The organism is Gordonia sp. CPCC 205333, from assembly GCF_048537885.1.
Lineage (GTDB): Bacteria > Actinomycetota > Actinomycetes > Mycobacteriales > Mycobacteriaceae > Gordonia.
The window spans coordinates 915,062-938,402 of record NZ_JBCLVI010000003.1; the positions used below are offsets into that span (position 1 = coordinate 915,062).

At 62.0% G+C, this 23,341-nt stretch carries 26 protein-coding genes and 1 tRNA gene; 8 read left to right on the forward strand and 19 right to left on the reverse strand.

Annotated elements, in window-relative coordinates:
* Positions 1–48: 48 nt before the first annotated feature.
* The gene (locus AAFP29_RS14355; RefSeq protein WP_419218021.1) at positions 49–885 is read right to left on the reverse strand and encodes a bifunctional allantoicase/(S)-ureidoglycine aminohydrolase; all 837 of its coding nucleotides are present in this window, start codon (positions 883–885) and stop codon (positions 49–51) included.
* Between the two features lie 27 nt (positions 886–912).
* Complete coding sequence (locus AAFP29_RS14360; protein ID WP_419218022.1) at positions 913–2,187, reverse strand: DUF6986 family protein; 1,275 nt, start codon at positions 2,185–2,187, stop codon at positions 913–915.
* A gap of 194 nt (positions 2,188–2,381) precedes the next feature.
* Between AAFP29_RS14360 and AAFP29_RS14365 the strand changes: the two genes are divergently transcribed.
* Positions 2,382–3,146, forward strand: a complete 765-nt coding sequence (locus tag AAFP29_RS14365; protein WP_419218023.1) for an IclR family transcriptional regulator — start codon at positions 2,382–2,384, stop codon at positions 3,144–3,146.
* Here AAFP29_RS14365 and AAFP29_RS14370 read toward each other — a convergent pair.
* A complete protein-coding gene (locus AAFP29_RS14370) occupies positions 3,120–3,743 on the reverse strand; it encodes a hypothetical protein (protein WP_419218024.1) in 624 nt (207 codons plus the stop codon). The two genes, AAFP29_RS14365 and AAFP29_RS14370, sit on opposite strands and share 27 nt — an antisense overlap.
* A 125-nt stretch (positions 3,744–3,868) precedes the next feature.
* Between AAFP29_RS14370 and AAFP29_RS14375 the strand changes: the two genes are divergently transcribed.
* Positions 3,869–4,891, forward strand: a complete 1,023-nt coding sequence (locus AAFP29_RS14375) for a zinc-dependent alcohol dehydrogenase family protein (RefSeq protein WP_419218025.1) — start codon at positions 3,869–3,871, stop codon at positions 4,889–4,891.
* Between the two features lie 26 nt (positions 4,892–4,917).
* Here the strand turns inward: AAFP29_RS14375 and AAFP29_RS14380 are convergent, their stop codons facing one another.
* The 5 genes from AAFP29_RS14380 to AAFP29_RS14400 all read right to left on the reverse strand — a co-directional run bounded on the left by AAFP29_RS14380 (position 4,918) and on the right by AAFP29_RS14400 (position 10,006).
* Positions 4,918–5,943, reverse strand: a complete 1,026-nt coding sequence (locus AAFP29_RS14380; protein ID WP_419218026.1) for an LLM class flavin-dependent oxidoreductase — start codon at positions 5,941–5,943, stop codon at positions 4,918–4,920.
* Between the two features lie 151 nt (positions 5,944–6,094).
* Complete coding sequence (locus AAFP29_RS14385; RefSeq protein ID WP_419218027.1) at positions 6,095–7,228, reverse strand: CaiB/BaiF CoA transferase family protein; 1,134 nt, start codon at positions 7,226–7,228, stop codon at positions 6,095–6,097.
* Positions 7,225–8,328, reverse strand: a complete 1,104-nt coding sequence (locus AAFP29_RS14390) for a phosphotransferase family protein (RefSeq protein WP_419218028.1) — start codon at positions 8,326–8,328, stop codon at positions 7,225–7,227. The genes AAFP29_RS14385 and AAFP29_RS14390 overlap by 4 nt, the downstream gene beginning before the upstream one ends.
* Positions 8,280–9,056 carry an SDR family NAD(P)-dependent oxidoreductase gene (locus tag AAFP29_RS14395; RefSeq protein ID WP_419218029.1) on the reverse strand — a complete coding sequence of 259 codons (777 nt, stop codon included), beginning with the start codon at positions 9,054–9,056 and terminating at the stop codon, positions 8,280–8,282. The genes AAFP29_RS14390 and AAFP29_RS14395 overlap by 49 nt, the downstream gene beginning before the upstream one ends.
* A gap of 8 nt (positions 9,057–9,064) precedes the next feature.
* Complete coding sequence (locus AAFP29_RS14400; protein ID WP_419218030.1) at positions 9,065–10,006, reverse strand: 3-oxoacyl-ACP synthase III family protein; 942 nt, start codon at positions 10,004–10,006, stop codon at positions 9,065–9,067.
* A gap of 566 nt (positions 10,007–10,572) precedes the next feature.
* Between AAFP29_RS14400 and AAFP29_RS14405 the strand changes: the two genes are divergently transcribed.
* Positions 10,573–11,118, forward strand: a complete 546-nt coding sequence (locus AAFP29_RS14405) for a nitroreductase family protein (RefSeq protein WP_419218031.1) — start codon at positions 10,573–10,575, stop codon at positions 11,116–11,118.
* A 184-nt stretch (positions 11,119–11,302) separates the two neighbouring features.
* On the opposite strand, the gene AAFP29_RS14410 is transcribed toward AAFP29_RS14405, so the two are convergent.
* Together AAFP29_RS14410 and AAFP29_RS14415 are read right to left on the reverse strand one after the other, a co-directional pair.
* Positions 11,303–11,629, reverse strand: a complete 327-nt coding sequence (locus AAFP29_RS14410) for a hypothetical protein (RefSeq protein WP_419218032.1) — start codon at positions 11,627–11,629, stop codon at positions 11,303–11,305.
* 283 nt (positions 11,630–11,912) lie between these two features.
* Positions 11,913–12,449: a hypothetical protein gene (locus AAFP29_RS14415; RefSeq protein ID WP_419218033.1), complete on the reverse strand. Its 537-nt coding sequence runs from the start codon at positions 12,447–12,449 to the stop codon at positions 11,913–11,915.
* Between the two features lie 311 nt (positions 12,450–12,760).
* Between AAFP29_RS14415 and AAFP29_RS14420 the strand changes: the two genes are divergently transcribed.
* From AAFP29_RS14420 to AAFP29_RS14440, 5 genes are all read left to right on the forward strand, one after another.
* A complete protein-coding gene (locus AAFP29_RS14420) occupies positions 12,761–12,919 on the forward strand; it encodes a hypothetical protein (protein WP_419218034.1) in 159 nt (52 codons plus the stop codon).
* 477 nt (positions 12,920–13,396) lie between these two features.
* Complete coding sequence (locus tag AAFP29_RS14425; protein ID WP_419218035.1) at positions 13,397–14,332, forward strand: tyrosine-type recombinase/integrase; 936 nt, start codon at positions 13,397–13,399, stop codon at positions 14,330–14,332.
* 222 nt (positions 14,333–14,554) lie between these two features.
* Complete coding sequence (locus AAFP29_RS14430) at positions 14,555–14,737, forward strand: helix-turn-helix transcriptional regulator (protein ID WP_419218036.1); 183 nt, start codon at positions 14,555–14,557, stop codon at positions 14,735–14,737.
* Positions 14,734–15,006 carry a hypothetical protein gene (locus tag AAFP29_RS14435; RefSeq protein WP_419218037.1) on the forward strand — a complete coding sequence of 91 codons (273 nt, stop codon included), beginning with the start codon at positions 14,734–14,736 and terminating at the stop codon, positions 15,004–15,006. The genes AAFP29_RS14430 and AAFP29_RS14435 overlap by 4 nt, the downstream gene beginning before the upstream one ends.
* A 379-nt stretch (positions 15,007–15,385) precedes the next feature.
* The gene (locus AAFP29_RS14440; protein WP_419218038.1) at positions 15,386–16,201 is read left to right on the forward strand and encodes a DUF6551 family protein; all 816 of its coding nucleotides are present in this window, start codon (positions 15,386–15,388) and stop codon (positions 16,199–16,201) included.
* Between the two features lie 92 nt (positions 16,202–16,293).
* On the opposite strand, the gene AAFP29_RS14445 is transcribed toward AAFP29_RS14440, so the two are convergent.
* The 9 genes from AAFP29_RS14445 to AAFP29_RS14485 form a co-directional block, all read right to left on the reverse strand.
* The gene (locus AAFP29_RS14445; RefSeq protein WP_419218039.1) at positions 16,294–16,731 is read right to left on the reverse strand and encodes a hypothetical protein; all 438 of its coding nucleotides are present in this window, start codon (positions 16,729–16,731) and stop codon (positions 16,294–16,296) included.
* A 78-nt stretch (positions 16,732–16,809) separates the two neighbouring features.
* Positions 16,810–16,883, reverse strand: a tRNA-Pro gene (locus tag AAFP29_RS14450).
* A 154-nt stretch (positions 16,884–17,037) separates the two neighbouring features.
* Positions 17,038–17,307: a GlsB/YeaQ/YmgE family stress response membrane protein gene (locus AAFP29_RS14455; protein WP_419218040.1), complete on the reverse strand. Its 270-nt coding sequence runs from the start codon at positions 17,305–17,307 to the stop codon at positions 17,038–17,040.
* 63 nt (positions 17,308–17,370) lie between these two features.
* A complete protein-coding gene (gene der / locus AAFP29_RS14460; protein WP_419218041.1) occupies positions 17,371–18,819 on the reverse strand; it encodes a ribosome biogenesis GTPase Der in 1,449 nt (482 codons plus the stop codon).
* Positions 18,816–19,490 carry a (d)CMP kinase gene (cmk, locus tag AAFP29_RS14465; RefSeq protein ID WP_419218116.1) on the reverse strand — a complete coding sequence of 225 codons (675 nt, stop codon included), beginning with the start codon at positions 19,488–19,490 and terminating at the stop codon, positions 18,816–18,818. The genes der and cmk overlap by 4 nt, the downstream gene beginning before the upstream one ends.
* Before the next feature lie 197 nt (positions 19,491–19,687).
* Entirely contained in the window at positions 19,688–20,680 is a 993-nt protein-coding gene (locus AAFP29_RS14470; protein ID WP_419218042.1) for a pseudouridine synthase, read from the reverse strand.
* Between the two features lie 7 nt (positions 20,681–20,687).
* Entirely contained in the window at positions 20,688–21,428 is a 741-nt protein-coding gene (scpB, locus tag AAFP29_RS14475; protein ID WP_419218043.1) for an SMC-Scp complex subunit ScpB, read from the reverse strand.
* Positions 21,425–22,300: a segregation and condensation protein A gene (locus AAFP29_RS14480; protein ID WP_419218044.1), complete on the reverse strand. Its 876-nt coding sequence runs from the start codon at positions 22,298–22,300 to the stop codon at positions 21,425–21,427. Before AAFP29_RS14480 ends, scpB begins: the two co-directional genes overlap by 4 nt.
* Positions 22,297–23,256, reverse strand: a complete 960-nt coding sequence (locus AAFP29_RS14485) for a ParA family protein (protein ID WP_419218045.1) — start codon at positions 23,254–23,256, stop codon at positions 22,297–22,299. The genes AAFP29_RS14480 and AAFP29_RS14485 overlap by 4 nt, the downstream gene beginning before the upstream one ends.
* Positions 23,257–23,341: the final 85 nt, after the last annotated feature.

Sequence of the window (23,341 nt, forward strand, 5' to 3'; positions counted from 1 at the left end):
AGATCGGGTAGCCAACAGCTAGATGCCGTGCAGAAACGCAACACACAACTACAACAAGATCTGCCGATTCACGTCTTTGTAGAGCAGATACCGAAAATTCGACGGCCCGCCCGCGTAACAAGCCTGCGGACAGAAGGCGCGTAGCGACAGATAGTCACCCGCTTCGACTTCGACCCAGTCGTCGTTGAGTCGGTATACCGCCTTACCTTCGAGCATGTACAGCCCGTGTTCCATCACATGCGTCTCGGCGAACGGGATTACCGCGCCGGGCTCGAAGGTGACGATATTGACGTGCATGTCGTAGGCGAGGTCCTGCGGATCGAGCATCCGGGTGGTCCGCCACTTACCGTCGGTGCCGGGCATGGCAGTCGGCTCGATGTCCCGCTCGTTTCCGACGACGACGTTCGGGGTGAATCCTGCCAACGGCTCGTATCGTTTCCGGATCCACTGAAATCGCGATGGCTGCGCGCCGCTATTTCCGACGCTCCACTCGATGCCGGCGGGTGCGTACGCGAATCCGCCCGGCGTCAGCGTGTGTTCCGTCCCGGCGGTGGTGACTGTTAACTCGCCGTCGAGGACGAATACGAAGCCTTCGACCTCGGTTTGCGGTTCGGGTGTCGACGAACCGCCACCCGGCGCGACCTCCACGATCGACTGCGCGAATGTCGTCGCGCCACCGGCCACGGGACGGTTGAGTACCCAGGCGCGGGTGTCAGTCCAGCCCGGAAAGACCGAGGTCACGATGTCGCTCAGGACGCCGCGCGGGATCACCGTGTACGCCTCGGTGACGATCGCGCGATCGGTGAGTAGGTCCGTCTGCGTCGGCAGTCCACCGTGCGGTGCGTAATACGGCGCGCTGGTCGCGGGCAATCGGGTTCGAGTCATCCGGAGTCCTCTCAAGCGGGCTGGAAGTCAGGTAGGCGGCCGGTTGAGAGCGATGTCGCGTACCGTCTGCACGTCAAGGTCGGCCGAGCGCAGCACGTCGGCGGCAGTCAGCGCGCCACATACGACGCCGCGATGGATGAACGACGCCAGCGCTTTCGCGGTGGCCGGCTCGTCCATGATCGCCGAGTCGATCCGTTGCACGTAGTTTCTCAATCGTGTTGCGGCAGAATCGAATCCATCGCGATAAAAGGCGTAGGTCGCGAGGTAGCGGGTCACCAACTGAGCCGGATGCAGATCCCACCCCTGGTAGATTCCGCGTTCCAAGTGCCGCCGTACGAGGCGAGCGTGCAGTCGCCACGCCGACGCGACATGTTCGGCGTCACCGATCGGCAGAATATTCGTCGACCCGTCCGAGAGGTGTACTCCGGTGCCCGCGACTGCGAGTTGCATGACATTCTTCGCGTGGTCGGCGACGGGGTGGTCCATCGACTGGTACGCCGCCGCGATACCCATCGATGCCGAATAGTCGTAGGTGCCGTAGTGCAATGCCGAGACGCGGCCCGGCGCGGCGTGGACAACTCGGGCGACCGGCGCAAAACCGTCGGGTCCGAGAATCAACTGCGGTGTCTCAACTTGCACTTCGAACCGCAACCGTCCCGACGGCAGGCCATGCGCGGACTCGAGCCGTCCGACGACGTCTGCCATCGCTTCGACCTGCGCGACCGATGTCACCTTCGGCAAGGTCAGCACCAGGCCGGCAGGCAACTCCCCCGCTGCGAGTAACCCGCTGACGAAGAGATCCAGGGTGCGCAGACCGCGCGCTCGGGTCGGCGCCTCAAAACATTTGAATCGGATGCCGATGAATGGCGGTGCGGTTCGCGCGGTTTGGGCTTCCACGACTCGCTCGACGGCCCGCGCCACATCGGCGTCTTCTATCTCGTCGTCACGGTTGCCATAACCGTCTTCGAAGTCCAGCCGCAGGTCTTCGATCGGTTCGGTGGACAGTTTCCGTGCGACGAGTTCGGCCAGCATCTCGACGTCGCCATCGCCCAGCCCGACCTCGCGAGCCACCGCCGCGAGTCCACCGGCCACTTCAGCAGCCGACATCGCGGCCGTTCCCCATTCGGCGGCGAGCCCTGGAGTAAAGCGATCAGCCGACACGTATGTCGTTTGCACTGGTTGTCGACGGCCGTCGTCACCGGGGTAGTTTTTCGCCAGAGTGGCATCCCAGGTGGCCAGCGCGCTGTCGACGGTCTGGTACTCAGCCGGGCACAGAGTCACATTTATTGATGTCGACGACACTGAACCTCCAGCGATGAGAAAATGATGGAAACTTCTTTCCGCATTGTGGAGTCTAGTCCGGTCAACTCACTCGAAGCAACAATGCCGACGTGGACGCGAGCTTCGCTAATTCCACGATACGGAAGTATGCTCTTTCAAAGACGGGTGATTTCGCAGCATTCAGTGGACCGTCGCAGTCAATGACAAGGAGACCCATGCCCGCGCAATCGAAGTCGAGTTCCGGCGTCCAGTCCGTCGAGCGCGCCTTCGAGATTCTCGAGATCATCGGACGGGCCGGCGGCGAGTGCTCACTGAGCGAAATCGCCGAATACTCGCCGGTTCCCGTACCCACTATTCATCGTCTGCTGCGCACTCTCGTCGGGATCGGCTATGTACGCCAACTGTCGAATCGCCGTTACTCCCTGGGACCCCGGCTGATCCGACTCGGCGAAGTCGCCAATCGCCAACTGGGAGCACTCGCGGCGCCCGTGCTGCATTCGCTCGTCGACGAGTTATCCGAATCGGCCAGCCTTGCCGTTCTCGACGGTGACATGGTCATTTACACCGGGCAAGTTCCGTCACCCCACACGATGCGTACCAATACCGAAGTGGGGCGGCGGGTGAACATGCATAACAGCGGCGTCGGCAAAGCGGTACTCGCCGCACTCGACGACCCGCGTATCGCGCGACTGCTGACTCAAGCCGGGCTGCCCGCCGCCACCCCGAATACGCTGACCAGTTTGTCCGCGGTATTCGCCGAGGTTGAACGCATCCGCAACCAGGGGTACGCGCTCGATGACCAGGAACAGGAACTGGGCGTCCGCTGCTACGCGATGTCGGTTCCCGGCGCACCGACACCGATGGCGATCGGAGTCTCCGGCCCGGTCCCCCGGGTCGACGACGATTTCGCGCAACGCGTCATCCCCGCGCTGCGTCGGGCAACCGAGTCGATTTCACATGCCCTCGTTGGGTCCGTCTGACGCTTCAGCGACTCGCTGCCCGCCAACGCGAAGAGCGCCAGCCCGCACAGGCCACGGCGGTTCGGTCACCATGAGTATTGCCGTGGCGAGGCATAGCAATACGACCGTTAAACTGTCGATAATCGGGGGCGACACATCATCGGTCGCAAGCGTCGGTGCAACGAAGTAGAAATAGGTCCGTGTCGCTTGCACCAACCCGAGCATGACGACCGTCAGCCCAACCGAGCGCGTCGACCACCTCGAGACGATTAACAGTGTTCCCGCCACTAACGAACCGGCCGCCATCACCGCGCATGAGATCCACACCAACAATCCGAACTGATCGTTGCCGAACAGCGTCGTCATCACGACGACCACCAACCAGCACCACAGTGATTTGGTCGCGGCAAGGCAGGCGAATCGAGCGTCCGTGTCGTGATCGAGCGACTTTCGGTTGCGATATCGCTTTAGGGAAACCCAGCCCAGCACGAGGACGCCAGCAGGCAGCCAGATCCACACCGTCCATATCGCGAGTATTGCTACCCAGAACATGAGTGCTTCGAAGAGATTGAGATCCACGGTTATCACTTCCCCCTTGGTCAGATGTTCGTCGATCATCGCCGCGTTTGTACAGCAGTTACAGTCGGGAACTACGTGGGCGGACTGCGTAGTCTTACGTTGTTCGAGTCCTACCTTTGTTTGAGACAACGCCGCCAGACCGACCAGCGAAGGAGAGACACCCAATGCGTGGAGTCATATTGCATGGACCCGGCGATATCAGCGTCGAAGATCGCGACGATCCGGTGATCGTCGCACCCACCGACGCGATCATTCGGGTGGCCGCGACCTGTGTATGCGGATCGGATCTGTGGCCCTACCGCGGAATTCAGAAATTCCCCGCCGACGCCCCGATGGGCCACGAGTATGTCGGGGTCGTCACCGAGATCGGCTCCGACGTCGCAACCCTCGCCATCGGCGACTTCGTCGTCGGATCGTTCATGGCTTCAGACAACACGTGCGAGATCTGCCGCTCCGGCTATCAAAGTCGATGTGTGAACGTGCACCCGATGGGCGCGATTGGCACGCAGGCGACCTTCGCGCGTATTCCACTCGCCGACGGCACGCTGGTCGCCACGTCGACCCAGCCGACCGAGGCGCAGATTCCCGCACTACTCGCCGCATCCGACGTGCTGGGCACCGGCTGGTTCGCGGCGATCGCCGCGCAAGCGGGCCCGGGTAAGACCGTCGCAGTTGTCGGCGATGGTGCGGTCGGACTGCTCGGAATTCTCGCCGCCAGCCATCTCGGCGCCGAGCGGATCATCGCTATGAGTCGCCACGCCGACCGCCAGGAACTCGCCCGACGATTCGGCGCAACCGACATCGTCGAAGAGCGCGGCGACGCGGGCATCGCGCGCATTAAGGAATTGACCGACGGCCTCGGCGCGCCTTCGGTCATCGAAGCTGTCGGCACCGATGAGTCGATGAAACAGGCGATCGGCGCGACCCGGCCCGGCGGTTATATCGGTTTCGTCGGGGTGAATCATGGCGTAGAGATCGACGGTCGCGGGTTGTTCGCGGCAACCGTTCACCTGCACGGCGGCCCCGCGCCAGTTCGTCAGTATCTTCCCGAGCTGATCGAGTTGATCATGGCCGGCACTATCGACCCGGGACCCGTCTTCGATTTGACGTTGCCACTGGAAGAGGCTGCCGAAGCATATGCGGCGATGGACCAGCGTCGCGCCACCAAGGTACTGCTGACTGTCTGACTTAAAGCCTTGTGGCCCTGAATGATTCAGCTGTGGGCCGGCGACCATCCCAACGCTGGCCCCAGCTTTCCTGCCAGATCCTCGATGATCTGTTCATAATCGTGCGGTTCGAAACTGAAGGGCAATGCGAACGCGACCTCGTTAGCGCGCTGGAATCCCGCGTGCGCGAATAACCGTTCGGCGAGTTCATCCGATCGACCCACCAGGTCGGGCGCGAACATCATCCCGCGTGGTCCCTGTGGCTCAAGTGTCCGGTCGAATCGTGCTCGCGCATACGCCTCGTATCGTCGGATTTGATCCGGTGTCGCCGAGTCGGTCGGAATCACCACCAACCCCTGGGACACTCGCGCCGACGTCGGATCCGGCACATGTTCCAGGTAGGCATCGATATGTCCCGCTTGGATTGTCGCGAAATCGCGCGAATCAGTGCCTTCGATGCTCACCACCGACGACGTCAGGTAATTGAGCCCATTCTCAGCGGCCCAGATTGCCGACTCACGACCTCCGCCATACCACACCCGATCGGCAAGTCCGCGCGAATGCGGTTGCACCCTGCGGGAGAAGACTTCGATCCCCACCCTGCCCTCGAAGGCGCTGACCGGCTCGCCACGCAGACAATCGAGCAGCCTAGTCACGCGCCGCTTGGAGAAGTCTTCGACGTCATGCGAATCCGGATACAACGCGGTCTTGTAGTCGTCGTATCGCATCGGAGTACCCACGGACACACCGGGATTGAGCCGTCCGCCGCTCAGCACGTCGACGGTGGCCAGATCCTCGGCCAGCCGCAGCGGATTCTCCAAGCCCAACGGAATCACCGCGGTCCCCAGCTCGATTCGGCTCGTCCGCACCGCAGCGGCCGCCAGCATCGCGACCGGCGATGAGATACCGAATTGGAGGTGACGATCACGCAACCAGACACTGTCGTAGCCGAGTTGCTCCGCGCGTTCGATGATGCGAAGTGTCTCGAGATGCCCGGCTCGGGGATCGTCCGCATTGAATCGGCCGATCGTCAAAAAGCCGAGCTTGTGCAACGGTTCACCTTCGCGTGGCATCCACTCACTCCTGTCTGGCCGTCGAGCGATCCACGATCGGTCGCCACCGATTCACGCTACCGTCCCGCCGGGCACTCGGCACCGGTTCGACTCCCGACGATTTCAGCGACGCCAATTCCGTTGTCGCACAGCTCCGACGATGGTTCGCCAGCTACCAGCCGTTGGCCAACTCGGCATTGTGCTCGCCAAGGTCGGGTGCGTGCCTGCGGACCGCGAAGTGGTACCCGTCGACAACCGCCGGCGATCCCACCGCGGTGAATGGTCCGGCCCTCGGATGTTCTGTTTCACAGAACACGTTGCGGCCGATCAACTGGTCGTCGGCCAGCAATTGATCAATCGACTGATTCGCCGGCCCGATGGATACCCGATGTGCCGCCGCGAATGCCAGCCATTCGGCCAGTGCACGACCACGTATCAACTCTGCCACTTGATCACGCAGTTGATCACCTTCGTATCCGGCGTCAACCAAATCTGTTCGCTCGACAGCGGTGCAGAAGCGTAGCCACATCGACGGTTCAAGTGCAGCGAAAGCCACGGTCCGCCCATCCGCTGTTTCGTACATTTCGTAGCGCGGACCACTGACTCCGTCCGAGAGCACCGGCAACGAACTCGTGTCACTCAGGCGAGACCTGTTGGCGGCGTACACGATTGGGAGCATTGATCCGACCAGCAGCGCATCAGCTGCCGATACATCAATGTCAATACTCGCCCCCGTGCGCTCTCGCCGGTACAGCGCCGCGCATATCGCGGCCGCTGCCGCCCCAGCTGCGGATAACGCCGGACCGCCGCCTCTGCCGTCCACCGCCGCGCCCTCGTCCGGACCGTCACCTGGGTAGGCGCCGGCGAGCGCGCCCATGAGCAAGCCGTGGGCGGGTATCGACGAGTAGGGTCCATTCCTCCCAAATCCGGTCACCGTGCATCGAATCAGTCGGGGGTTCAAGGCGGACAACGCCACGGCGTCATAACCAAACCGTGCCAGGGTGCCGACCGCGTTGCCATCGATCAGGATGTCGGCCCCGGCGATGAGTTGTTCCCAACGCACGACATCGTCCCGATTGCGTAAATCGGCGGTAACACTGCGCTTGTTCCGGTTCAGTTGCAGATGGGCCGGACTGTTGCCGGCGGTGATCTGCCCGAGCGCGAATCGCATCAAATCACCCGACGGAGATTCCACCTTGACGACATCGGCGCCCATATCCGCCAATAGCAATCCTGTTGCGGCGCCGGTCAACAGCGAGGCGGATTCGACAACGCGCACACCGTCGAGAAGGCCGTTCGTCGTCATGCGCCCGCCAACGCCAGCCCGTGCTGCGCACAGGTGTCGACCATCGCGCCGAATAGGGCTGCGGTCTGCTCGTCGTCGCGTCGGGCCGCCCGCGCCACCCTCGGTTCGATCGCCACCGCAAGCCGTGCCATCGCAAAACCCTGGTAGTAGGGCAACGAATCCACCGATAGCCCGGAGACATCCGAGAAACGTTGCGCCACATAGCCTTTATCGGGGAGCAACCGATGGTGGTCAGCATTACCCCCGCCCAGCGCGAACGTCGCGAGCAACGGATTCTCGTCCGGGCGAACCCATCGCGCGGTGAGATATCCGATATCGATCAGCACATCGCCAACTGTTCCGGTCTCCCAGTCGATCACAGCGGCGACCGAGGGATTGCCGCCACGATGAACCATGATGTTCATCGGACTGTAGTCGCCGTGGATGAGTCCGAGCGTCGAGGTCGCCGGCATCGTCTGTTCAAGATGGTCGAATAGTCGATCCGTCAGCGGCGTATCGCGCGTGCGAGACGATTCAAGAATTCTGCGGCCTTTGGTGCATTGCCGCTCAAGATAGGTGTCCGCGTCGATCCCCGGTGACGCGATATCGGCCGATGCCCATGCGAATCGCGAAATCGTCGCCAACGTGTCGACGATCGAATTCACGATCTGGCGAGCGTCGTCGACCGACGCGTATTCATCGGGCAGCTGACCATACAGCACGTGGCCGTCGACATATTCGATGACGAGGATCGCGTTGTCGACAGGACACGAGGAATCACTCACGATCACCGCCTTGGCGTGCGGTATCGCACTATTCGAGATCGCATTGAGTACTCGCCATTCGTGATGAAGGTCGAATCCGCCGTCGGCGCTGTATTCCCGACCGGAGGGAGCAACGCGCATCACCCACCGCCCAGTCTCACGCGTCACTGTGAATAGTTGGTGGCTATTGCCCGCGGACTGTTCCAACTCGGCAACTGTGACTTCGCCAAAGCCGGGCAACCGATTTTCCAGCCACGCCGCGACGGCAGCCTGTCCGTCGTCATCCAAATAGCGTTGTCGACGCGCCATCAGAAGTGATACCCGCCATCCATGCGAATTGTCTGACCAGTCATCCACGACGACCGCTCACTGACCAAATGACTCACTAAATCGGCGACGTCGCCTGGACTGCCGATCCGGCCCGCGGGAGCCTGCAACGCGTACCAGTCCACGGCTTGCTGGTTGACTTCGTTCCGCATCGAAGCGGTTTCTACCAAGCCCAGCTGGACGGTATTACAGGTGATTCCGCGGGAGCCGAGTTCACGTGCCGCAGCCCGAATTATCGCTTCGCCCGCCGCTTTACTACCCGCGTAGGCCGCGCTGCCGAACATTCCCAGCGAGGAATTCAACGAGGAGATGTTCAAGACTCTGCCGTTGTCGGACATCGATTCACCGCACCATGCGAGGAGATGCGTCAAGGCATGGGTATTGACTGCGAATGTCGCGAGGTAGTCGTCGTATTTGCGGTTCACAAGTTTCGGCAGGGAGCCGAATACCCCGGACGCCGCAGCGTGTACGAGAACATCCAACTTGCCATAGTCTTCGGCGAACTTCGCCACGAAACGAGCTAGTTCCGTCGGATCCGCGAGATCGACCTGGACGGCATCAACGTCGAGTCCTGCTGCTGTGTATTCCTCGACCTGCGAAGCGGCTTCCCCACCGCTTCGGTTGAAGGTGAGCACCACGCGAAATCCGTCGTCGGCGAGATGCCTCACTATTCGACTGCCGATTCCGCCCGATCCGCCGGTTACCAGCGCGGTCGGTCGGTCATTCCCAGTCTTGTTGTCGCCAGTCTTGCTATCCATGGTCGACATCAGTACCAACGCATAACGATCACGGCGCCGTTGACGCCTGCGCCGGCGGTGGCCAACACCACGACGTCGCCTCGTTTAAGGGGCCGATCGCGATCGCTGAGGACCGTCGTGATGGGCAGCGATGCGGACGCGGTGTTTGCCACGACCCTGCCTGTCGTTGGCACCTGTGAGGGTTCCAATCCGAGTAGTGCGGTGAAGGCTTCCACCATCCGCACATTTCCCTGGTGAATCATGAGTCGATCGACATCTGCGATCGTCAGGCCCGCATCTCCAAGAGCCTCATAGATCATTTTGGGTAGTTCGTTGACGAACATCTCGACCAGCTGTCGACCGTTCATGCTGAACTTCCGGCCGTGAGTCGATGAAAGGACATCACTGACGTGAATCGCCTCGCGATGTGCACTATCGGTCAGCATTCGAACACTGAGGATCCCATATCCGTCGGGTACTGGGCCAAGCAGATATGCTCCGGCTCCATCGCCGAACAGAGCGACTGTCTTTCGGTCGGATGGGTCGATGTAAACCTCACTGCGGTTGGTGCCTACCACCATCGCGGTATCTGCGATTCCTGCTCGGTAGAAGCCCAAAGCGGTGATGATTCCCTGCGCGACGCCCGCGCATGCTCCGTCGATACTCAAGGTTGGGATTTGAGGCAGCCCCGACAAGCTGTGAATGTCGAATGCGGGCGCCGGTACCACCCGATCAGGGGTCGAGGTGGCTGCGATCAGCATGCCGGGATCGGCGTCGATGTTGTGACGCTGCTTGCCGTCTGCGATAGCGGCGCGCAACGCGAGTGCCGCCATACCGGCTGCGGTCTCGGTCTCCCCTGCCCAGCGCCGTTGTTCGACGCCAGTCTTCTCGAGTATCCACTCCGGTGTGACTCCGGCGGCGTCGGCGATATCACCGTTGCTCACTACCGACTCGGGCAGGTGCATGCCCATACCGACAATTCCGTAAGCCGGACCCTCACCAACATTTGCACTTCGTAACATGCGCCGCCTCGCTCTCTTCGTCAATGCACTTATCGATATGTGCGGATTATTTTCGTATCGGGTAATTCGGCTGTCGAACGACGATCGTTACTGCCTCGCATCCAGATCGATACGGATCGAGAGATGCGAGTATACCCGCCATTTTGGCTCGGTCTAGGCATATAGACGCAGGTCACAGCGATACATGACACCACTTCGGTGAAGTGTCGCCTATGGTCGAGAGAAGCCAGCAAGCGTACACAGACTCGAATAACTCATTCGAAGGAATTACCTCCCACGCCGGTGGATCACAATGCGCTCAGCTTCCGGAAGCGACAACAAGTTCTAATCAGCATGGCATTCGAATGCGCCCTCGGATTCTTCTGAACGACGTTATCCCTCGAGTCATTTGGGTGATCGATATTATATTTTCACGGTGAGTATTAACGCAGGTGTGCCGCGCACGAAACGCCCCGCCAATATTCTCCCGGCCCCACCACGGGAACAGCGCCTCCTGCGAAGTTGTTGCAGAACTCATGACCCGCCAGACCCAGCAGGGATCGCTGCATCCGCTTCTCGCCGCGCGTCTGAGCCCGTATCGATTCGACGCGACTCATAGTCTCGACGATGTTGCGTTGACTTCATTACTCGACGCCGCGCGATGGGCGCCGTCCGCTGGAAATTCGCAGCCGTGGGGTTTTCTGCCTACGAGACGTGGGGACGATGCGCACGAGCGAGTAGTCGCGCATCTGGCACCCAGTTCGATGGCTTGGGCGGTCGACGCGAGCGCGTTGATTGTGACTGCCGCACGTCTGTGGGTTGATGACGGCATCGCTTACTCGGAGTTCGCCGATTACGACCTCGGGCAGGCCGTCGCTCATCTCACCATTCAGGCTCAAGCGTTGGGGCTGTCCTGCCACCAGTTCCGGGGCTTCGATTTGGAGGGCCTGACCGACGAGTTGAAACCCGGGTACGGCTGGGCGATCCGCTCGATCATCGCCGTAGGGGTTGCCGCGGACGTCGGCTCGCTGGCGCGGCAACGTCGTAGTGTTGGCGACGTGACGTCGGAGGCCTGGGCGTGACGCTTGGTGCCGGGCGATCCCAGCTTAAGATGCGGACCCCTGTCGCAATATTCTTTGGACAGTTGTAAAGTTGTCGCTCCGGGACTCCGGACTCCGCCACTCGAGCCCTGCCTTCTCGAGTATCCACGGAGTTCCGGACTTTGTGGCGCCTCCACCGAGGGACGTACTCGGCGGGGGCGCTACATCATCCTGCGGGGAACTCCTTCTCCGGCGTCACAGGTCGGGGCTGATGGTCTGGGTGAATGCGAACCAGATAGAGGCATAGCGAAATGAAACAGACTGCCGCCGCAATCACCAACCACAGGTTGCCGACCGCGAAGCCGCCCACCAGGCCGAGGACGCACGCAACAGCAACGATCGTGCGCGGCAACAGCTTTGGCAGCACCAGTCCAAGTATCGCTCCGATCGCTAGCCCGATCGCCAAGCCAATTCGCGTATTGCCGATGGCTTCGGCGGTGGCAAGCCCGCCTGCCAATCCGAGCACGATACTCGCGGCCATTCGATCGGTCATCATTCCCCACCTAAGCGTGTTGAGTCGACATTAAGATCATGAATACTACTGATTGATCGTGCGGTCGGAGTCGACTCTCTGCCTCGCGTCGGGAGGCCCACTCAATCAGAGAACCTATCCCGGTCATATCCGCCGAGAACCGCCGAAGTCGTTTTGCCTGAAGCAAGTTCGACCGCATGAGGTGAGGCGCGCGAAATCATAGCGTTGAAGTCCGAGGTCTACGAGGAATACCTGCGCAATGGAAATTGCTGCGGGACTGCGGAATCCGCCCCAGGAACTCAGATCAGGTACCCCCGATCACCACGTGTACCTGAGTCTTCTCCGCGTCCGCGACCAGAACGATGGCCGCCGAGCCGTAACCGACGTCGGTACTGTCAGGATTGGTGGCGTCATTGGTGATGTATTTGGCGCGCGTCGTCGAGTCACAGGTCGTCCAGCGCTTCTGCCTGGCGGTGGCGAGGAGTCCGGCGCCGCAATCGATCGGTCGAAACTCAGAGAATTCGCGATCGTAGGAGTCGCCGACATATGCACCTTGTAGCCGCTGCGAATCGTCGAAGAGTGTGACGCGCGCCTCGAACATCAACCGATACCCGGTATGCCCAGAGAAGCCAGGCGGGTAAGCAACTCCGGCGATGAACACGTAGTCGGCAGGGAGATCTATCTCTTCACTGATCAGCGCATTCCGTGCCTGAACCGAGTCGACATCTGAAGGGCTTAGATCCGGTTCCAACAGGTCGCCGCAGCCAGCTAGTGCCCCAATCAGGGCTACGGGAACGACAACCAACACGATGCGCTGGTTCAACCGCATCCACCTATCCATTTCACGACAGTATCGAGACGAGGTGCGCGAAGCATTCCACGTTCGCGTGAACGGAGAGTCAGAGTCGCTCGCTACGTCGACGCGACGAGCAGCAACTCGTCTAGATCCGAGAGCGCGTGATATCCGTCCTCGCGGAGGTGCCGATCATCGATCAGCACCTCCGGCTGGATGACGCAAGGCCTTCAGCCTGATCCACAGCCCACGGATTCGGCCGCGATCACTGCCCAATACCTGCTCGGCCGCCGTCTCCGGGTCGTCGGTGACGTCATCGGCGGGCCGTCGATCTCGTAGGAAATATCGCCAGCGGTACCGTGAAGTTTATCGGCGGCACCCTCGACGGCGAGAGTCGTCCCACTGGGCACGGCTATACCGGCCATGTGGACCTCGTCGGATCGAAGATCGCGCCGGCCGCCCTCAGCTTCGAGGTATGCCGGGATCTCGTCGAATCATCGCGCCTTGCTCGGCCGTGAGTTGTCGATCCGGCCGAGGATCTCCACGCGCACGGTTCCCAGGGCGTTGGCCATTTCGATCTCCTCGGATCTGGCACATATCTGGCACAAACGACTGTGACCAGCACATAAGTGCTGGTCACGACGTCGGGCTGACAGGATTTGAACCTGTAGCGTTTCGCGGCCCAGAAATCGCCCGTGACCTGCCAGTTGGCCCCCAAATACGGCTCATATCAGGGCTTTACCGATCGGACATAACCGCACGTCGCGGACATGAATGTAAGCTCATTGGGCACGCAGTGGGCACGAATCGGAGGCGATGGGCATGGCAGGACAACGGTCGTTCGGGAGCATCCGCAAACTACCGAGTAAGCGGTGGCAGGCGCGCTACGTCCACGGCGCCGAGCTCACCCGGTACACGGCGCCCACCACGTTCTCCGCCAAGATCGACGCCGAGGGCTGGCTGGCCCAGGAGCGCCGGCTCATCGAGAGCGGAGAGTGGACCCGCCGGCGGAGCGGCAGGCCGCCAAGGCCACCACCGGCCTGACGCTCAAGACGTACGCCGAGCGTTGGCACGCCGAGACCGCCAACCGCCACAAGCCCAGGACCCGCGCGCTCAATCGCGGCTACCTGGATAACGTGATCTATCCGGGCCTCGGTGATCGCCCGCTCAAGGGCTTAACAGTGACCGAGATCCGGGAGTGGTTCGCCGGCTTGGAGGACTACCCGACCCGGAATGCCAACGCCTACAGCCTGTTACGGACGATCCTCAACCAAGCCGTGGACGACGAGATCCTGGCCGCCAACCCGGCTCGCGTGAAGCGAGGCGCGGTGAAGCATCGCAAGTCCGAGCCGGTGGCCCTGTCCCCCGCCGAGATCCGGGCCTTGGCCGACGCCATCACGCCTCGCTATCGGGCGTGGGTTCTCCTGGCCGGGTTCTCTGGGCTCCGTTTCGGTGAGCTGACCGCGCTCCGTCGCTCGGATCTCGACATGAGCAAGGACGGCCTGGCCGTCACGGTGGCCCGAGCGGTGACCCGCGTAGACGGGGAGTTCGTGGTGGACCGGCCCAAGTCGCGGGCCGCGCTGCGGACCGTGCCACTCCCCGAGGGACTACGGCCGGCGTTGGCCGAGCACCTCAAGTCCTACGCACTCCCCGGCCGCGACGGGCTCCTGTTCCCGACGAGCACCGGGGCGATGATGTTCGCCTCCACGTTCCGACACTCGTTCCAACGCGCCTCCAAGGCCATCGGCAAGCACGAGCTGACACCCCACGGACTCAGGCACTCCGCCGCTACGTTGTTCGCCCAGGCCGGCGCAACGCTGGCCGACCACATGGTCCTCATGGGCCATACCTCGGCCGCGATGAGCGCCCGCTACACACACTCCACAGAGTCCCGGACACGGGGCCTCGTGCAAGGTCTCTGGTCGGAGTAGCCCTGTTCACGTCCGTGTTGACAAGCCAAGTCAACACGGGCACAACGGTTTTCGCTTCATCTGGCAGTTGACACATACCGGACATGTCACCTAGATTGGCTCTCAACGCACTAACGAAGCGAGCGACGATCTCCGTCAGGTTCCCGCCGCTGATCTCCGGCGGGAGTTCTCACCTCGTGACGGGCAAACCAACGCCCACACTCACGAGGAGTCACCGCCAATATGGCTACCAAGAAGCCCACCTACACGTCCCCCGCTCGTTTGGCCCAGGATCTCGGCGTCTCGGATCGCACCGTCCGCCGATGGATCGCGGAGGGACGACTCAAGGCCGTTCGCCTGTCCGAGCGTTGCATCCGTATCGACTCCGCCGAGGTGGATCGGTTCCTGTCGCAGGCGGGCGCATGATCTCGGCCGTAACCCTGGCACTCCTCGGGGCCGTGGCCTATGTCCTGGCCTACGTCGGCACCTGGGCCGGCGCCGAAGCCGGTCACCTCTCGCAACTGCTGGCATCGGTGCCACGAGATCCGAGCCCGTCCCAGGCCCGCGCCCTCGTTGAATGGGACGCCTCGGGTGAACTGTTCGAGAAAAACCGGATGCGGGTCCGCGTCGAAGGTCGGTTCGGCGTGAGCGTCTACCGTCCCGAGGCCATCGTCAAGGTCGGCACCGCCGCCTGACAATGACCCTCTGACTCTGAGGCCCAGGCTCCGCACCTCCACCGCGCGGGACCTGGGCCTCGGTTCCTTCTAGGACAAGGAGATCGACGGTGACACGGCAATTAGGACAGCGATCTCACCGACGCCGCGCGTATGACGATCGCGATGTGACTGACTCGCCCGGCTACGCATCCCATGCGCATGTTGTGCACCGACGAGTTACCGAAACTGACATCACTGTTGCGCTATCAGTGACATCAACTATGCAATAGATTGTGCATTAACTTCGACATGAGGTTGCGATGAACATTGGAGTCATGCTAGCTTGAGCGAGCGCCGATTCCCCCGCCACAAGGCAACTCCCCCAGGCGCAACAAGTGAAAAGAATCGAGGGCCCGAAATGGCCAACAAGTATGAGTACAAACTGCCCGAACATGCGGTCGAATACGGAGAAACAGTCCCCACGACCGACCTCAAGATCGACCCGCAGGCTCAACGCACTCTCAATGAGAAGCGAGCACAGAAACTGGCCGAGGAGTTCATCCCCGAGGCCGTCGGCACCATCATCGTTTCCGAGCGCGACAACGGCGACAAGTTCATCGTGGACGGACAGCACCGTTGGCGTGCGAGTCAGCTACTCGGCCGCGACTCGGTCGTCTGCGAGATTCACCATGGATTGACCCAGACCGAGGAGGCAATTCTCTTTCTGATCAAAAATCGTGAAAGCTCAAAGCCTTCCGCTATCGACGAGTACCAAATCGGCCTAACCGGCGGAATCCCGCTGTTCGTCGACACCGAGAAGATCCTGAAGTCGCACGGACTGTCAATGGGCACGACCAGTGTTAACACTGTCGGCGCAGTCAACGGCGTTCTCCGTATCACCGACAAATATGGGCCCGACGTTCTGCACCGAACATTGACGATCGCAGAGCATGCGTGGGGACGGACCGCTGAGACCTGGGATGGCATGCTGCTCGGAGGCATCGGCGAGGTCGTCGGGCGCCACGGTGAGCAGATCCAGAACGACGAGGAACTGGCCAAGAAGATCGGCAAGAAGGGCCCTGCCTTCCAATGGAAGGCCAACGTCCACGCGTTAAGTACCGCCGGCGGCACGCAGCACAGTGGAACCGGCGGACGAGTGATGACCTGCTACAGCCTTATCATCCAAACTTGGAACAAGGGGCGCCGTTCCGAGGCATCGAAGATCGTCGTATAGCCCATTCGCAGTTGGCCCGCTCCGCATCGGGCCAACTGCGAATTCCGAAAGTGGCAGTGCGGATCGATCGGGCCGAGGTCGAGTCGGTTCGGCTAACTCGATTCGCGGCCCTCGACGTCACCGAGCGGGTCATCAACTCCCCTATGTCGGACCTGGATTGTCCTGAGCATTGCGCCGTTCGGGCCGTAGATCGTCACGTGGACGGTTGGTTCCTGGTCCTCGTGGAGATCGTCGCCGCACTCCGCGCGATGCCGACGAATGCGTTCCTTAGCCCACGCGGTGGCCGCTCTTGCTGCGGCCTTGGTGCCATCCCATGCGGCTCCCCCGACAACGCCACCCAAAGCGAAGATCGCGATGGATTCGAGGATGAAACCCATACCGCCGGGCTCTCGAAAATAGACGTCATCGGTCGCGATACCCTCGGCCCGGAGGTATGCGGGTAGCTCATCAAGCATCGCGGCCCGGTCCGGAGTCAGATAATCAGTACGCCCGAGGACCTCTACGCGGACGGTCCCATTGTCGTCGGTCATCCATCCTCCAGTCGCCCAAGATTGGGCACGTAGTGGGCACAAACGACTATGACCAGCACATAAGTGCTGGTCACGACGTCGGGCTGACAGGATTTGAACCTGCGACCACTTGACCCCCAGTCAAGTGCGCTACCAAGCTGCGCCACAGCCCGTTGTCACCGACTTCTCGCCGACAACCTGGAAAATCTTATCCGACGCCGGTACCTAAACGCCAATCGCCTGGCCGCCGACACTCAAACTCAAGACTACGCAAGTCGTTGGGTCATCCACACGACCCAATTCACCTGCCGCACAAAGCTTTCCACGTCACACACCACCCGACGCCCGCTGCTTCGTGAACCAGTACCACCCACCGGTCACGATCAGCGCGCCGACGATCGACCCGATGATCCCGCTGGCCCGGAAATGGAGTCCGTCGCCGCTGAGCAGACTGATCAACAAACCGCCGACGAATGACCCAACAAGACCAGCGACAATAGCCAGACCCCAGTCGATACTCCGCGCCTTGGCACCCAGAATCAGCTGCGCCGCAGCACCGATGAGCATTCCGAACAGGATGATTCCGATAATCAGCATCATCGAAGCCTAGACGCAGCGCGGCGATTCACCTCACCTTATGGAGATGATTCCCCACAAACCTCAGCGCTTACGCATCTCCCGCTTATCCCGCACGCGCACATTCACCCGCACCGGCGAGCCGTCGAAGCCGAACTCCTCACGCAACCGCCGCTCCAGGAAGCGACGGTAGCCGGCCTCCAAGAAACCGGTCGTGAAGAACACGAACGTCGGAGGCCGGGTCGCCGCCTGCGTCGCGAACATCACTCGCGGTTGCCGACCGCCGCGTAACGGCGGCGGGTTGGCTGCGATAACATCCTTGATCCAATTGTTCAGTCGCCCAGTGGAAACGCGCTTATCCCATGACTCGAGCGCGGTATCTAGCGCAGGCACCAACTTTTGCACCGCGCGCCCGGTCATCGCCGAGATATTCACCCGCTGCGCCCACGGCACGCGCGCCAACTCGCGGTCAATCTCCTTGTCCAACTGCAGACGTCGATCCTCGTCGACCAGGTCCCACTTGTTGAACGCGATGACCAGCGCACGTCCGGTCTCGACAATGAGCGACAACACCCGCAGATCTTGCTCGGTGATCGGCTCCGAAGCGTCAATCAGCAAGATAGCCACCTCGGCGGCTTCCAGTGCCGACTTAGTCCGCAGCGAGGCGTAATACTCATGTCCCGACGCCGTACGCACCTTGCGGCGCAATCCGGCGGTGTCGATGAATTGCCAAGGGCGACCACCCAATTCGATGAGCTCGTCGACCGGGTCGACAGTGGTTCCGGCGACATTGTCGACGACGGACCGATCCGTCCCCGACAACTTATTCAGCAACGAGCTCTTCCCGACGTTCGGCTTACCGACCAACGCCACGCGCCGCGGACCGCCCAGCTGCGGAACCACCCGAGTGGTCTCCGGCAACACTTTAAGGATCTCGTCGAGCAGGTCGCCCGCTCCCCGACCATGCGCCGCCGATACCGGATACGGCTCGCCCAAGCCGAGCGACCAGAGCGCCGCCGCCTCGGCCTCAGCCTTGTCACTGTCAATCTTGTTAGCCGCCAACACAACCGGCGTCTTCGAGCGGCGCAGCACCCGCGATACCGCCTCGTCGGTCGATGTCGCGCCGACGGTGGCGTCGACCACCAACACGATCACATCCGCGGTCGACATCGCCTGCTCGGCCTGACGGGCAATCGCCTGGTGTATGCCCTTGGCGTCGGGTTCCCAACCGCCGGTGTCGACGAGCGTGAACTCACGCCCCGACCACCCGGCCCGGTACGACACCCGGTCACGCGTGACGCCGGGAACATCCTCGACGACCGCCTCGCGCCGACCCAGAATGCGGTTCACCAGAGTCGATTTGCCGACATTAGGCCGCCCGACAATAGCCACCACGGGTAGCGCGGCAACACCGTCTTCGACGCCCTCGAGATCGAAATCCTCTAGATTCCACTCAGATTCGTCACTCCACACGCCGTCACCGGGAAGCGACTCGATGCCGGCGACCTCGCCGCCAACCGTTGGTTCCGTCATTGTTTGACCCCAATCCGCTTCTCTGTCAACGTAATCAACCCGTCGAGCACCTGCGGCAACGTCAGCTCACTGGTATCGAATATCACCGCGTCATCGGCTGGCCGCAACGGCGACGCCTCGCGGGTGGTGTCGAGATGATCGCGCCGATTCACACTCGCCAATACCGCGTCGTAATCCGCATCCCGACCAGCGGCGGTATCCTGCCGCAAGCGACGCGCGGCCCGCGCCTCCGGGGTCGCCGTGAGATACACCTTCAATTCGGCAGCCGGAAAGACCACGGTGCCGATGTCACGTCCTTCCACGACGACGAATCGGTCACCGGCGAGCCGACGTTGCAACTCGACCAATTTGGCCCGCACAGCCGGATTAGCCGACACCGCAGACACATTTGCCGTCACCTCGGCCTCACGGATGGCGTCAGACACGTCCTCGCCATCGAGGAGCACCACTGCCGCGGCACTCTCCTCCCGCTCAACCAACTCGACCTCGGCGTCATCGACGACGCGCGCCATGGCATCAGCGTCCTCGACGCCGACACCCGACCGCAGCACCGCCAGCGTCGCCGCCCGGTACATCGCACCGGTATCGAGGTAATGCGCACCGACTCGCTGCGCCAACAATCTCGACACCGACGACTTACCCGTACCGGCAGGCCCATCGATAGCGATCACCGTCGCTTCGCTCGCGGCGACATTTCCCGTCGCTTCGCTCGCCCCGGCGACATTTCCCGTCGCTTCGCTCGCCCCGGCGACATTTCCCGTCGCTTCGCTCGCCCCGGCGACATTTCCCGTCGCTTCGCTCGCCCCGGCGACATTTCCCGTCGCTTCGCTCGCCCCGGCGACATTTCCCGTCGCTTCGCTCGCCCCGGTCACATGCCCACCGACTTGTACAACGCTCCAACCTCGTCGCTACCCAGCACCCGCAAGCTACCCGGCCGCTGTTCACCGAGACGTACCGCACCGACGTCGGTGCGCAGCAACCGCGTCACCGGGAACCCCACCTCGTCGAGCAACCGCCGCACCACGCGCTTACGACCCTCATGCAAGGTCAACCGCAAGAGTGAGCGTCCCTCGTGAACCTCAAGGACCGTCGCTTTATCGATCCGCACCGGACCGTCATCGAGTTCGACGCCATCACGCAGGGTACGCACGATTCCGCGCGGCACCTCACCCTTCACCGTCGCCAAATATGTCTTGGGCACCTCGAACGATGGATGCATCAACCTGTGCGCAAGCTCACCGTCGTTGGTGAGCAGCAGCAATCCTTCGGTATCGGCATCGAGTCGACCGACGTGGAAGAGTCGCTGACCGGCCATAACCCGCTCGGCGACGATATCGCCTACACACGGGCGTCCCTGGTCGTCGGCCATCGTCGACTGGTATCCCTTGGGCTTGTTCAGCGCCAGGTACTGCCGCGTCTCGTCGATGACAACGCGCGCACCATCGACGCGGATGATCGAGGTGTCGGGATTGATCCGCATGCCCTGCTCGACGACAATTTCGCCATCGACGGACACCCGACCAGCGGCAATGAGTTCTTCGGCCCCGCGCCGCGATGCGACGCCCGCTTGCGCGAGTACCTTCTGCAGTCGCACACCGTCGGCCTCGTAGGTCGCGCCGCTGCCGGACTCCCCCGACAACTGCGTGCGAGCGAGTTTCGCGTTATTCAGGCGCACACGGCCCGACGCCACATCCGGCGTCGACCGGGCCCCTTTACGATGGGGCTTCTTACGTGAGACCTGTTGGGGTGCGGGCTTTTTCGTGGATTTCTTACCCGATCCGCTCTTCGCGCCACCGCGCTTGGAGTCTCGTCTGTCATCGTGTCCACGTCCCGGTTTGCCGTCTCGGCTAGCGGATGCCATATCTGTATCAATCCTGATCGTCAGTAGGTGCCGAGGCGTCGGATAACGCATCGGCCTCACCTGATTGTGCCCGCCGATCAGCCAATTTGGCGAATCGCGGGTCATCGTTGAGTTCCTCGGACAAGTCGTCGATCACATCGACGTCGGGTAGCAGGGGCGCCAGATCCGGCAGATCGGTCAACGACGCCAGGCCCAGCCGTTCCAGAAATAACTCAGTGGTCCCGTAAAGCGTCGCGGTGGTCGATGGATCAGTTCCCGCCTCACTGATCAGGCCACGCGCGACCAAAGTGCGGATCACACCGTCGACGTTCACGCCTCGAATCGCACTCACCCTGGCCCGCGTCACCGGCTGCCGATAGGCAATCACCGCCAATGTCTCCAGGGCCGCGCGGGTGAGTTTGGTCCGCGCCCCGTCGAGCAGCAACCGCTCGACATATGGCGCGTAATCCGACCTCGTATAAAACCGCCAGCCGTCGCCGGCGAATCGCAGGTCAATCCCGCTTCCCGCTTCGGTGAGATCCGCCGCGATCTGCTTGAGAGTCCGGTTGATCCGCAGCAGATCCTGTTCGAGTGCCGTCGCCAATTCCTCCGTGGAGACCGGTGTGTCGACGACGAGTAACACGGCCTCGAGCGCGGAACGCAGTTCCCGCTCATCCATGACGCGTTCATCTTCGGCGTCGAGTGTGGTCTGCCCGATATCGATGCCAATCTGCACCGACTCGTCGAGCGTCTCGTCCTGCCCGCTCATCCGTACTCCTCCGCTGAATCGTCCATGCTGACTTCCTGTGCTTCCCGATCGCCCGTCCAGCTCACCGCGAGCTCGCCCAACGCTTCGGGCTGCTCGAACATGACGGCGCGCTCCCGGAAGAGTTCGAGTAATCCGAGGAAGCTGGCTACAACTTCGATGCCTTCGGTGCAATCGGCGACCAATTCGCCGAAGGTAAGCCATGTCCCCGGCTTCGCGATCAGCAGATCGGCCATACGCCGGGCATGTTCTGGCACCGATACCTGATGCTGGTGGATATGGCCCAGCCCGACCGACGGGATGGGTTTCGGTGTCATCGCCGAGGCCGCGATCGACGCGAAGGTATCCGCGTCCACACCGAGGGTCACCTCGGGCATCAGCTCCTCGAAGCGACTCTCCAGAGACACTGCCCGCGGATACCGTTGCAGCGCAGCGGCTTCCAACTCGGCGAAGAGCGCCGCGACCTGCTTGTAGGCGCGGTACTGCAACAACCGGGCAAACAATAGATCGCGGGCTTCGAGCAGCGCCAAATCTTCGACATCGTCCACTTCACCCGAGGGCAGCAGTCGCGCCGCTTTGAGGTCAAGCAGCGTCGCCGCAACTACCAGGAACTCGGTGGTCTGCTCCAACCCCATCTGCGCGCCCATGGTCCGCGTGTAGGAGATGAACTCATCGGTGACCTCGTGCAGCGCTAGCTCGGTCACATCAAGCCGGTGCTGACTGATGAGATTGAGCAGCAGGTCGAACGGTCCCTCGAAATTCTTGAGTTTGACCTGAAACTTCTTGGCTGCGGCGGCGTCAGCGAACGCGACGTCGACCGGTGCGGCCACTTCGGCGCCCGCTGCCGTCTCACCCGAGTAGGGCTCGTCGGTCATTTCTTGGGGCCGTTGCGCGCGATGACCTCGCGCGCCAGCGCCCGATAAGCCTTAGCCCCAGCCGATTTCGGTGCCCACGACGTGATCGGCTCACCCGCGACCGAGGTCTCGGGAAAGCGAACTGTGCGGCTGATGACGGTGTCGTACACGGCGTCGCCGAACACCTCGACGACGCGGGCCATCACCTCACGCGAATGCAACGTGCGCGCGTCGAACATCGTCACGACAATCCCGGCGAGTTCCAGCTTCATATTCAGCCGGTCCCGCACTTTGTCGATGGTATCGGTGAGCAACGCGAGCCCGCGCAGGCTGAAGTACTCGCATTCCATTGGAATGAGCACGCTGTCGGCGCATGCGAGCGCGTTCACGGTGAGTAGTCCCAACGACGGCTGGCAGTCGATCAGGATGAAGTCGTAGCGATCGACGATCGGGTGCAGTGCACGGGCCAGTGTCTGTTCCCGACCGACTTCGTTGACTAGTTGAATCTCCGCCGCCGACAGGTCGATATTCGATGGCAGCAGATCCAGACCGTCTATCCGCGTGCGCATCAAGACATCGTCGGTCGCGGCATGTGGTGGCACGAGCAGATTGTGGACGGTCTCGTCGAGGTCGTGATGGGCGACGCCAAGGCCGGCCGACAGCGCACCCTGCGGATCGAGGTCGACGAGGAGGACTCGCCGACCGCATTCGGCAAGTGCCGCACCAAGATTAATGGTCGACGTCGTCTTGCCGACGCCGCCTTTCTGGTTACACACCGCGATGATCGTCGCGGGACCATGATGATCGATGAGTTCGGGCTCGGGAACCGGTCGGATCGGACGTCCGGTCGGCCCGAGTTCCGGTTCGGAACGATCCTCGTCAACGTCGTCGACGGGGCGGGAATTCACCGCTAACTGATATTGAGTGTCGTCGGGTCGCGGTGCTGCCTGAGGTGTGGAAGGCTCCGGCGTGGTCACTCCCCGACGCTCCTCTCGATAAAGGCCATATACATCTGATCACCCAGCCTAATGCAGGACATCAAGACTCCCGACGACAACCCGC